Origin of the sequence: Sphingobium sp. B8D3B, assembly GCF_025961875.1 — a bacterium.
In the GTDB taxonomy this organism is placed as follows: Bacteria; Pseudomonadota; Alphaproteobacteria; order Sphingomonadales; family Sphingomonadaceae; genus Sphingobium.
Genome location: NZ_JAOQON010000001.1, coordinates 1,186,121 through 1,197,613, shown reverse-complemented (window position 1 = coordinate 1,197,613; position 11,493 = coordinate 1,186,121). Strand labels below are relative to the sequence as shown.

The 11,493-nt window shown below is 65.1% G+C and carries 9 protein-coding genes; 5 read left to right on the top strand and 4 right to left on the bottom strand.

Going from position 1 to position 11,493, the window contains the following annotated elements; genetic code table 11:
- Positions 1 to 18: 18 nt before the first annotated feature.
- A complete protein-coding gene (gene trxA, locus M2343_RS05595; protein WP_181559514.1) occupies positions 19 to 339 on the top strand; it encodes a thioredoxin in 321 nt (106 codons plus the stop codon).
- 104 nt (positions 340 to 443) lie between these two features.
- Here the strand turns inward: trxA and M2343_RS05590 are convergent, their stop codons facing one another.
- The 3 genes from M2343_RS05590 to M2343_RS05580 form a co-directional block, all read right to left on the bottom strand.
- Positions 444 to 1,241 carry an inositol monophosphatase family protein gene (locus tag M2343_RS05590; protein ID WP_264575910.1) on the bottom strand — a complete coding sequence of 266 codons (798 nt, stop codon included), beginning with the start codon at positions 1,239 to 1,241 and terminating at the stop codon, positions 444 to 446.
- Between the two features lie 5 nt (positions 1,242 to 1,246).
- The gene (argJ, locus tag M2343_RS05585; protein ID WP_264572693.1) at positions 1,247 to 2,470 is read right to left on the bottom strand and encodes a bifunctional glutamate N-acetyltransferase/amino-acid acetyltransferase ArgJ; all 1,224 of its coding nucleotides are present in this window, start codon (positions 2,468 to 2,470) and stop codon (positions 1,247 to 1,249) included.
- A 257-nt stretch (positions 2,471 to 2,727) separates the two neighbouring features.
- The gene (locus M2343_RS05580) at positions 2,728 to 3,195 is read right to left on the bottom strand and encodes an Hsp20 family protein (RefSeq protein WP_181559518.1); all 468 of its coding nucleotides are present in this window, start codon (positions 3,193 to 3,195) and stop codon (positions 2,728 to 2,730) included.
- Positions 3,196 to 3,784: 589 nt separating this feature from the next.
- On the opposite strand from M2343_RS05580, the gene M2343_RS05575 reads away from it, so the two are divergent.
- The 3 genes from M2343_RS05575 to M2343_RS05565 are packed head-to-tail and all read left to right on the top strand — an operon-like array spanning position 3,785 to position 6,418.
- Positions 3,785 to 5,035: a lipoprotein-releasing ABC transporter permease subunit gene (locus M2343_RS05575; RefSeq protein WP_264575909.1), complete on the top strand. Its 1,251-nt coding sequence runs from the start codon at positions 3,785 to 3,787 to the stop codon at positions 5,033 to 5,035.
- Positions 5,028 to 5,699, top strand: coding sequence for an ABC transporter ATP-binding protein (locus M2343_RS05570; RefSeq protein ID WP_264570168.1), 672 nt, complete (start codon positions 5,028 to 5,030; stop codon positions 5,697 to 5,699). The genes M2343_RS05575 and M2343_RS05570 overlap by 8 nt, the downstream gene beginning before the upstream one ends.
- A 53-nt stretch (positions 5,700 to 5,752) precedes the next feature.
- Positions 5,753 to 6,418 (top strand): SDR family oxidoreductase, encoded by a 666-nt coding sequence (locus M2343_RS05565; protein WP_264575908.1) that lies wholly within the window; start codon positions 5,753 to 5,755, stop codon positions 6,416 to 6,418.
- Positions 6,419 to 6,489: 71 nt separating this feature from the next.
- Here the strand turns inward: M2343_RS05565 and M2343_RS05560 are convergent, their stop codons facing one another.
- Positions 6,490 to 7,653 (bottom strand): Yip1 family protein, encoded by a 1,164-nt coding sequence (locus tag M2343_RS05560; protein ID WP_264575907.1) that lies wholly within the window; start codon positions 7,651 to 7,653, stop codon positions 6,490 to 6,492.
- Between the two features lie 186 nt (positions 7,654 to 7,839).
- On the opposite strand from M2343_RS05560, the gene dnaE reads away from it, so the two are divergent.
- Positions 7,840 to 11,376: a DNA polymerase III subunit alpha gene (gene dnaE / locus M2343_RS05555; protein ID WP_264575906.1), complete on the top strand. Its 3,537-nt coding sequence runs from the start codon at positions 7,840 to 7,842 to the stop codon at positions 11,374 to 11,376.
- Positions 11,377 to 11,493 lie beyond the last annotated feature (117 nt).

Genomic DNA, 11,493 nt, shown 5'->3' with positions numbered 1-11,493 from the left:
ACAGAAGGAGTTTCGACGATGGCTACCAAGGCAATTTCCGACGCCAGCTTCCATGAGGACGTGATTGCGTCCGACAAGCCCGTTCTGGTCGATTTCTGGGCGGAATGGTGCGGCCCGTGCAAGATGATCGGACCCGCGCTGGAGGAAATCAGCGAGGAATTGGGCGAGAAGGTGACCATCGCCAAGCTCAATATCGACGATCATCCCGACGCGCCGACTCGCTATGGCGTGCGCGGCATCCCCACGATGATCCTATTCAAGAATGGCGCGCCGGCCGCCACCAAGGTTGGTGCCGCCCCCAAGAGCGCGCTTAAGGGCTGGATCGAAGGCGAGCTGTGAGGGCATTTAGCCACGATTGGCGGTGAGCCAAAGAAAGGGCGCCAAATGGCGCCCTTTTTGTTATCAGCTATCTTTACAAAACAGCATGTTATACCGGTTATTGATTAACCGTACAGAACCGCCGCCGCACGATCCCACAGAGCCGGAGACGCCGCTGCAAGCAGACCGCGACCCGGATGGGCTGCGAGCCGATAGGGCGAGCCATCCGGGCGCGCGACACGACCGCCCGCCTCGTTGACGAACAGCGCGCCGGGGGCATGATCCCATGGCAAGGTGCGCTCGAATGCCGCCAGATCATGCACGCCCAGCACGATGCGGGGATATTGCTCCCCAGCGCAGCGCGGAATGTCGGCAATGGCGAACTGGCCTTCGACGCGGTCGATCATCGCCTGCCGGTCGGCGGGGTTCAGGAACAGCACGGACAGTCCGGCAACCGGGATATCCGCGCCGCTCTCCTTGGCCTTTATCGGCTCGCCATCGATCCACGCCCCCTGTCCGAGCGACGCCTCGCACAGCCGCCCGGTGAGCGGATCGAGGATCCAGCCCGCCTGGATCACGCCGGCATCGGCCAGCGCGACCATGATGGCAAAGGGCGGCTTTCCGGAAGCGAAATTCGCTGTCCCATCAATGGGATCGATCACCCAGTTGAGACCGGTTTCGAGCTTGCCAGTAAGGCCGGGATCGGCCGCGCAGGCTTCTTCGCCGACAAGGCCCGCCTCGGGCAGGATGCGGCTCAGCCCTTCATTGAGGCGCAACTCGGCTTCGCGGTCGGCAATGGTCACCAGTTCGCCGACCGCCTTTTCCTCCACCTCGTGATTGGCGAGGTTCTGGTAGCGCGGCAGGACGACATCGCGCGCGACATCACGCAGGAGCGCGCTCACGGCGCTGCTGAGGCTGTTCATGAGGCTTAGCTCCGGTAATCGGCGTTGATCGAGATGTAGCCATGGGTGAGATCGCAGGTCCACACGGTCGCGCGGCCTGTGCCCAGCCCAAGGTCGACACCGATGCGGACATCCTGCCCCTTGAGATGCGCTGCCACCGGGGCCTCGTCATAACTGTCCACGGCAAGCCCATCCTGCGCCACCCATTTGTCGGCGAAGCGGATGGCGAGCTTGTCGCGATCCGCCGGTTCGCCGGCCTTGCCGACCGCCATGACCACGCGGCCCCAATTGGCGTCTTCACCCGCAATGGCCGTCTTCACCAGTGGGGAGTTGGCGATGGAGAGGCCAATGCGCCGGGCGCTCTCGTCGCTGACGGCGCCGGTCACCTCGACCTCGATGAACTTTTGCGCCCCTTCGCCATCACGCACCACGAGCTGGGCGAGCTGGGTGCAGATGTCATTGAGCGCTGCCTGAAACGCGTCGGCGCCGGCATCGTCCATGCTCGTGAGGGGGGCGTTGCCGGCCTTGCCGGTCGCGAAGAGCAGCACGGTGTCGCTGGTGGAGGTGTCGCCATCCACGGTGATGCACGAGAAGCTGCGCCGGTTGGCGGCGCTCAGCATCTGCTGGAGCAAATCGGGCGCGATGGCGGCATCGGTGAAGATATAGCCCAGCATCGTCGCCATATCAGGCGCGATCATGCCCGAGCCCTTGATGATGCCGGAGAGGCGGACGGTCTTGTCGCCGATGACGGCGCTGGTTGTGGCGCCTTTAGCGAAGGTGTCCGTGGTGCCGATGGTCTCGGCGGCCTGCTCCCAAGTGCAGGGCGTAGCGGCCAGTGCCGCCTCGACGCCAGCGCGGGCCTTGTCGCGGGGCAGGGGCACGCCGATCACCCCGGTCGAGCTCACAAACACGTCGCTGGCGGCGCAGCCCAGGTGCCCGGCGACCTGATCGCGAATCTGGTCCACGGCTTCGCGCCCCCGAAAACCGGTGAAGGCGTTGCTGTTTCCGGCATTGACGATCAATGCGCGCGCCTTGCCCTGCGCGGCGCTTTCGCGGCCAAGCTCGACCTCGGTCGAGCAGCAGACGTTCCGGGTGAAGACGCCGGCCACAGCGGTGCCTTCCGCCAGTTCCACATAAGTGAGGTCGCAGCGATCCCATTGCTTGTATCGGGCGCGGGCGACGCGCGGCGTCACGCCGGCAATATCCGGGAGGGCGGGGAAGGGGCGAGCGAGAGGCGATCGATCAGTCATGCCGCGCGATTAGCGCAAGATGGGGCAGGGGCCAATGCTTCTGGTGCGGCTATCGATATGGCGGGGTGACCGGTTGCGCTTTGATGCGCCGCTCGGGCATGATGCGGAAACGGAGATGGGGGCATGAACCGCAAATCGCAGGACTTTATCGTGGCGCTCGTCGGTGTGGCCGGGCGCGCCGGGTTCACGACATAAAAAAGCGCCCGGGTCTCCCCGGGCGCTCATCTCTCCGACTGGTGAGAGAGGGTTGAAACGGATTAGGCGGCGTTCTTGTCGCTTGAGAGGTCAATAACCTCGCCCTTGCCGTTAATGGCGATCTTGCGCGGCTTCATCGCATCCGGCACCTCACGGACCAGCTCTACGATGAGCAGGCCGTCGGCGAGGTCGGCGCGCTCGACGCGCACGAAGTCGGCCAGCTCGAACCGGCGCTCGAAGCTGCGGTTCGCGATGCCGAGGTGAAGATAATTGGCGCGCTCGCTCTCCGCGACCTCAGCCTTGCGGCCGGTGATCTGGAGCAGGTTCTGCTGCGCCGTAATGTCGATTTCCTCCGCCTTGAAACCGGCGACGGCGACCGTTACGCGATAGCGATCCTCATCGAGGCGCTCGATGTTATAGGGCGGATAATTGTCCGTCTGCTGCAGGCGCGCGCTGTTCTCGATAAGGTCGAACAGGCGATCGAAGCCGACAGTGGAGCGGCGATAGGGAGTCAAATCAAAGCCACGCATAATCAAATCCTCCATTGGAGCGTGTTTGAACTGCGATGCCAGGCCCGAAGTCGGCGCCCGGTGCATCAGCCGATCCCCATCATGGGCGACCGGACAGGGCAGAGATATGCGCGCGCCATGCCCTTTCAAGAGGGGCAGGTGAGGCGACTGATCATGATTTTTGCACAGCCAAGCGGTGCCGCTCGCGCTGACATCATCCGGCAACAATCGGGTGCTAGACGTGCGGGGAAGATCGCCACAAAGACTAAGCGCCCAGATCGTTGCCGATCCGGGCGCCCGTGGACGATTAATCGTCTCCCCCTTTGGCATCGCTTCCGCTCACCTGTCCGGCCCCCTCAAGCGAGTCAGGCGGGATGCGACATCCCTGAACCACGGCCTGCTATGATTGCCTGTGTTTCGCCGCTGACGCTAGGATGACGCACGGCGGCTGTCATCAGGCAAGTTGCGACGCTACGAAATTGTTAAGCACCCTGTGCCATATCCGCAACAGGCGCGCCATGCCCCCGGTCAGGCCGCAGGGCCTTGCCACTCCCTCCCCCGCACCATAGAGGTGCGCAGACTGTCCCCCCGCGAGGCTTCTGCCCCTGCCATGATCCTCAATCGTTACGAACGCATGATCGCCCGGCGCTACCTGCTGCCTGGCAAGGGCGAGGGATTCATCTTCCTCGTCGCCTCCATCAGCCTCGTCGCGGTGATGCTGGGCGTGGGCGCGCTGATCGTCGTGATGAGCGTGATGAACGGCTTCCGCGCCGAGCTGTTCGACAAGATCGTGGGTTTGAACGGCCATGCGGTGGTGCAGGGCTATGGCGGGCGGCTGGACAACTGGGAAGAGATCGCGCGGCAGTCGCGAGCCACCCCGGGCGTGACCAGCGCGACGCCCCTAATCGAGCAGCCGCTGCTGGCGACGTTCAACGGCCGGGTTGAAGCGGCCCTGATTCGCGGCATGACGGAAGCCGATATTCACGACAATGCATCGCTCTCCGGCAAGGTGCTGGCAGGCTCGCTCAAGGATGTGCGGGCCGGCAGCGGCAAGGTGGCGATCGGCTCCCGCCTGGCCGAGGCGCTTGGCGTGGGCGTTGGCCAGTCCATCAGCGTCATCAATCCGGCCGGGCGCTCGACGCCCTTCGGCACGGTGCCGCGCCAGCTCCCCTATGAGATAGGCGCCATCTTCGAGATCGGCATCTACGATTATGACAAGGCGTTCGTGATCATGCCGATGCAGGACGCACAGACGCTGTTGCTGATGGGCGACAAGGTCGGCATGGTCGAGTTGCAGACGGAAGATCCGGACCGGGTCGGCGAGATCCTAGCGCCGCTGGCCAAGCAGGTAGCGACCCAAGGCCAGGTGATCGACTGGCGGCAGATGAATGCCAGCCTGTTCGAGGCCTTGCAGGTGGACCGCGTGGTCTCGTTTGTCATCCTGTCGCTGATCATTCTGGTCGCAGTGTTCAACATCCTTTCCTCCCTGATCATGCTGGTCCGCGCCAAGACGCGGGACATCGCGATCCTGCGCACGATGGGCGCCACGCGCGCCAGCCTGTTGCGGATTTTCGTGACAGTGGGCGTGACCATCGGCACGCTCGGCACCGGCGCGGGGCTTGTCCTTGGCTCGGTGATCCTGTTCTTCCGTCAGGGCATTGTCGATGGCGTGCAGATGCTCACCGGCCAGCAGCTCTGGGACCCGTCGATCCGCTTCCTGACCTCGCTGCCGTCCAAGCCCGATCCGGTCGAGATCGGCGCGATCTGCATCATGGCGGTGGGCTTCAGCTTCCTCGCCACGCTTTATCCGGCCTTGAAGGCTGCCAATACCGACCCCGTACAGGTGCTGCGCTATGAGTGAGGTGCTCTCCGTTCACAGCCTGTCGCGCAGCTTCACGCAGGGCGGCGCCAAAATCGACGTGCTGCGCGGCGTGGACCTGAACGTGCAGGCCGGCGAGATCGTGGCGCTGCTCGGCCCGTCCGGCTCCGGCAAGTCGACCATGTTGCAGGCGATCGGCCTGCTGGAGGGCGGCTTTGGCGGCTCGATCCGCCTCTGCGGCGTCGAAGTTGCAAGCGAAGGTAATGATGGCCGCACGACGCTGCGGCGCGAGAAGCTCGGCTTCGTCTACCAGTTCCATCATCTGCTGCCCGATTTCAGCGCGGTCGAGAATGTCATCCTGCCGCAGCTGATCCTGGGGAAGAGCAAGGTTGAGGCGCTGGCGCGGGCGGAAAGCCTGCTCACCAGCCTCGGTCTCGGCCACCGGCTCGAGCACAAGCCGAGCCAGCTTTCCGGCGGCGAGCAGCAGCGCGTCGCGGTGGCGCGTGCGCTCGCCAATCGCCCGGCGCTGGTGCTGGCCGATGAGCCGACCGGCAATCTGGATGAGCGCACGGCCGATGTGGTGCTGGACGAATTCATCCGGCTGGTCCGCGAGCAGGGCTCAGCCGCGCTCATCGCGACGCATAATGAGCGCTTGGCGGCACGGATGGACCGGATCGTTCGGCTGCATGACGGGTTTCTCGATTAGCGATTTGTGCCGGCGCGCCATGGTGGCCGGCGGCACGCGACAGGAGACGACTCATGGCAACCATCGTGATCGCCGGCGCCAATCGGGGCATCGGCCTGGAACTGGCGCGGCAATATGCGCAGGACGGGCATGATGTGATCCGCGCCATGCGCGGCGAAGACCGGGCCGACCCCATCTTCGGCACCACCATGGCGCTGGATGTGGCGGATGCGCAATCGGTCAGCAAGTTCGCTGCGGCGCTCGATGGCAGGCCGGTCGACCTGCTGCTTGCCAATGCCGGAGTGATCGGCCCCGAGCGTCAGAGCAGCACGGACATGGACTTCGATGGCTTCCTGCGGACGCTCGATGTGAACGTGCTCGGGCCGTTGCGGGTGATCCAGGCACTGCTGCCCAATTTGCGCAAAGCGGCTCATCCGCGCGTGGCGGTGACCTCCAGCCGCATGGGGTCGATGGCCGCGCCTCAGTCGGGCCATCTCGCCTATCGCGCCTCCAAGGCGGCGGTGAACAAGGTCGTCCAGTGCCTCGCCGCCGATCTGGCTGGCGAGGGGATTGCGGTGGCTTCCCTCCACCCCGGCTGGGTACGCACCGATATGGGTGGCCCCGGCGCGGACATCGACGTCGAGACCAGCGCGGCGGGATTGCGGCAGGTGCTCGATGGCCTGAGCATGGAGAATAGCGGCCGCTTCTGGGCCTATGATGGCGAAGTGCTGGACTGGTAATGGCCGGAGCAATCCGGCGCCGCGCCTGAGGCGGTCAGGCGCGGGCTATTTTTGAACGGATCGGTGCCTGATTAGCGCCCCAGGCCTTTCAGCTTGGCCATGTCGATGGCAGCGACGGCGGCCTTCAACTCGTCAATGCTGCCCGCATCGCCCTCTGCCTCGACCATGAAGCGCTTGTCGACCGTGGTTGCGAACGATCCGTTGCCGGCGCCGCGGTCCCAGCGTTCGATGACCATATTGTCGTCCACCGTCGTGGTGCGCTCATAGCTGTCGCCATCCTCACGGTTGGATTCAACGCCCATGGCGCTTGCCATGCCGGCAATCGCACCCATCACAGCCATGTCGGAGACCTTGAGAGTGAAGCGCTTGCCACCTGCCTCATAGCTTGCCTCGGCCTGGCTGGTGGGGCCGGCCTTGACGCTGCTGATCGCCGTGCGCTGATAGGCGCCGATGCTGGCGGGCAGGAGCGCCTGCAATTGCGCCGGGGCGACGGCCTCACGGGTCTGCGCGGCTTCCATGTCGCGCGCTGCCTGCTCGATCTTGCCGGTATCGATGTTGCCGACGCCGGGCAGGGCGATCGTCGCGCCATCCTCCGTCGTCACCGTGCCGCCGCCCAGGCTGCCCGAGGGCGAGAAGCCGAAGGTGCGGCCCACCGTGGCGGTGATCGCGCCGATGACGATATAGATCACCAGCACGCACAGCACCGTCACGATCGTGTAGGTCAGCGCCTTCTCGGGCGGCACTTTCATCAGCGGGGCCGCGCCGACATAGAAGAGATAGAAAGAATAGAGGCCGAGAATTCCAAGGAAGCTGAGCGACGGCACGATACTGAAGATGCCGGCTAGCCAACTGGCCGTCATCGAATAGGCGACGAGCTTGAAGGCGTTGCGAGAACTGCCGACGCCGCCGAATTTGGGCGCGAGCTTGTTGGCGATGAAGCTGATGAGGAACAGGCTGACCAGCGCCAGAATGAAGCTCGTCACCGCCATGGAGAGGCCGCCCATCAGCGACGGTCGATAGCTGAAGCCGAACGCGCCGAAGCCGAAGAGCTGGCCGCCGACGAAGGCCGCGATCGGGCTGATCGCCGCCAGTGGCAGGGCGTAGTTGGTGAAGATGTCACCGCTCGGCGTCGTCTCCGCCGCAATCACCGGCCATTCCGCCTTGGGCTTGAGAATGATCGCCTTCGCGCGTTCCATGAGCGATGGCGCCGTGCCACCCGTCGGTTCGATGTCCATAATCCCGTCCCCTGTTTCTGCGACTCATTGAACCATCTTGGGTCCGGGGCGCAAGTCCTTGCAAGATCGGGCGTTCAGGGGGATTGCGGGGATGACCCCGTGCCGGCGGTCTCAGTGGTGCAAAGCCTGTGGGTAACTTGCGCGCGGCCCTTTCCAGATGGGCGCTAAGGCCCCATAACAGCGGTCATGCCGCACCAGCCCTATGTTCCGCTCCGTAACCTGTCGGCCTACACCCTGCTGGAAGGCGCGATTGCGCCCAAGCAGCTTGCCGCGCGGGCCAAGGAGCTGGGCTTCCCGGCCGCCGCGCTGACCGATCGGAACGGCCTCTATGCGGCCATGGCCTTCTCCGACGCGGCCGCCAAGGCCGGCGTGCAGCCGATCATCGGCACCACGCTCGCGGTGGCGCGCCCCGGGCGGCCGGACAATGCGCCGGTGCAGATCGACTGGCTGGTCCTGCTGGCGCAGGATGACGTCGGCTATGGTAATCTCTGTGCGCTGGCGAGCCGCGCCCATGTCGAGCGGCCGGAAATGGAGGAGGCGCATGTCTCCTTCGAGGCGCTGGAGCGCCATGCCGACGGTCTTATCTGCCTGACGGCCAGCGGCGAAGGTGCACTCGCCCGGTTGCTGGCGGAAGGCCTGCCGGAGGAAGCCGGTCGCTATCTGGGCCGTCTCTCCGCGCTGTTCGGCGATCGCCTCTATATCGAGCTGTCCCGCACGGACGATGCGATCATGGCGGCGGCGGAAGACGCGCTGATCGACCTCGCTTATGCGCGCAATCTGCCGCTCGTGGCCACCAATCCCGCCTGTTATGCCGATGCCGGCTTCCATCCGGCCCATGACGTGCTGCTCTGCATTGCCAACAGCAGCTATGTGGAGAGCGACGACCGCCCGAAAAGCTCGCCGCAAAGCTGGATGAAGCCTGCCGATGCGATGCAGCAATTGTTCGCTGATCTGCCGGAGGCCATCGCCAACACCCTCGTCGTGGCGCAGCGCTGTGCGGTGATGGCGCCCAAGCGCAAGCCAATCCTGCCCAGCCTTGCCGGCGACCGCGACGGTGAGGAGGCGCAGTTGCGCGTCGATGCGACGGCGGGTCTGGTCGGGCGCCTGCGCAAGATCCACCAGCAGACGCATGGCGAGGCCGCGGCCGAGCTTGACGAAGCTGCGCTGCGGGAGAGCTATCCGGACTATTTCACCCGGCTCGATTTCGAGCTGGATATCATCATCCAGATGGGCTTCCCCGGCTACTTCCTGATCGTGGCCGACTTCATCAAATGGGCAAAGGCGCAGGATATTCCGGTGGGGCCGGGCCGTGGATCGGGCGCTGGTTCGGTCGTCGCCTGGGCGCTGACGATCACCGATCTCGATCCGCTGGCGCTGGGCCTGCTGTTCGAGCGCTTCCTCAATCCCGAGCGCGTCTCGATGCCGGACTTCGACATCGACTTTTGCGAAACCCGGCGCGGCGAGGTCATTCGCTATGTGCAGGGCAAATATGGCCATGATCAGGTCGCGCAGATCATCACCTTTGGTACGCTGAAGGCGCGCGCGGCGCTCAAGGATACCGGCCGGGTGCTGCAAATGGGCTATAATCAGGTCGACCGGCTGGCCAAGCTCGTCCCCAACCACCCGACCGACCCATGGACGCTGGAGCGGACCATGAACGGCTCCGCCGAGTTCGTGGCCGAATATAAGGCGGACGGGCAGATCAAGCGGCTGGTCGATCAGGCGATGATGCTGGAAGGCCTGCCGCGCAACAGCTCCACCCACGCCGCCGGCGTCGTGATCGGCGATCGTCCGTTGTCGGAGCTGATCCCGCTCTACCGCGATCCCAAGTCCGACATGCCGGTGACCCAGTTCGACATGAAATATGTCGAGAGCGCCGGGCTGGTGAAGTTCGACTTTCTGGGCCTCAAGACCCTCTCGGTGCTGCAACGCGCGGTCAAGCTGCTCGCCAAGCGCGGCGTTAGCGTCGATCTGGAAGGGCTGAGCTGGGACGATGCGAAGGTCTACGATCTGCTCAAGCGGGGCGACACGGTCGGCGTGTTCCAGCTGGAATCCGAGGGCATGCGCAAGACGCTCGCCGCCGTGAAGCCGACCAATTTCGGCGACATCATCGCGCTCGTCTCGCTCTACCGGCCAGGCCCGATGGACAATATCCCGCTCTTCGGCCGCCGCAAGAATGGCGAGGAGGCGATTGAATATCCGCACGATCTGCTCGAGCCGATCTTGAACGAGACCTACGGCATCTTCGTCTATCAGGAACAGGTGATGCAGGCCGCGCAGATCCTTGCCGGCTACTCGCTCGGCGGCGCCGATCTGCTGCGCCGCGCCATGGGCAAGAAGGTGAAGGCGGAGATGGACGCCCAGCGCGCGACCTTCGTCGAAGGCTGCAAGGCGCACAACCAGATCGACAAGAAGAAGGCCAATGAGCTGTTCGACTTGATCGACAAGTTCGCCGGCTATGGCTTCAACAAGAGCCACGCGGCCGCCTACGCGTTGCTCGCCTATCAGACCGCGTGGCTCAAGGCGCATTATCCGGCCGAATTCTACGCCGCCTCCATGGCCTTCGATATCCACCAGACGGACAAGCTGACCGTGTTCGTGGATGATATGCGCCGCATGGGGCTGACTTGCCTGCCGCCGGACATCAACGTCAGCGAGGCCGATTTCTCGGTGGAACCGGACCCGGAGGACGCCAGCCGCCATGCGGTGCGCTATGCGCTGGGCGGCCTCAAGGGCGTGGGCGAGAAGGCGATGGAAACGCTGGTCGAGGAGCGGGTCCGAGGCGGCGCGTTTCGCGATCTCGATGATCTGGCCGGGCGGATCGAGCCGCGCCTGCTCAATCGTCGGCAGCTTGAGAGTCTGGCGGCGGCCGGCGCCTTCGACAGCCTGGGTCTGGACCGCGCGGTGGTCCATGCCGCGGCGGAGGCGCTGCTCGCAGTTGCCGCCAAAGCCGCCGAGCAGCGCGAGAGCGGGCAGGGCGGCTTGTTCGGTGGGGAGGATGTTTCCCATGCGGACGTGCCGCTGCCGGATGTGAAATGGGCCGCCGTCGAGCGCATGGCGCAGGAGAAGGAGGCATTCGGCTTCTATTTCTCGGCGCACCCCGTGGACCGCTATCGCATCCTCGCACGCGGCAAGGGCGTGCGCAGCTATGCGGAACTGTGCGGCCAGTCGGATGGCATTGGCGGCGGCGACCGCACCGGTGCGATGATGGCGGGGCTGATCGAGGATATACGCTGGCGTGAGACCAAGCGCGGCGCCCGCTACGCCTCGGCGACCTTCTCGGATTCGAGCGGGCAGTTCCAGGCCAGTTGCTTCGATGAGGAAAGTTGCAAGCTGCTCGCCACCCTGCACGAGAGCAACGAATGCGCCCTGCTGACCGTGGAGCTGGATCGCCAGCCCGGTGAGGAGACCCCGCGCGTCACCGTGCGCAACGTCCAGTCCTTCGCGCGCCTCGCGGGCACGGCGCGAATGCGGATGGTCATTTCCGTGGAGGAGCCGAGCGCTATTCCTGCGCTCCGGCAGATGCTGGGCGAACGGCGCGGCGCGCGCTCGACGGTGGAGCTGGACGCGGCGCTGCCCGATGGCGGGCGGGCGCGGGTCATCCTCGGCGAGGATTTCCAGCTCGATGCCGAGCTTGGCGAGCGGGTCGAAACGGTGCGCGGTGTGACCAAGGTGGTGCTAGCTCAGCACGGGCCGCAGCTGGCGCTGGTCGCCTCCCGCTAAACCGTGCCTGACGCGCGACGTGCTGCACCGCACCGCGAGGGCGCGCGGACCAACGCGGCTTTCCTCGCCTCGTGAGCACAATTGAACGCAGCGCTATTGTGCGTTTGCGAAATGTTA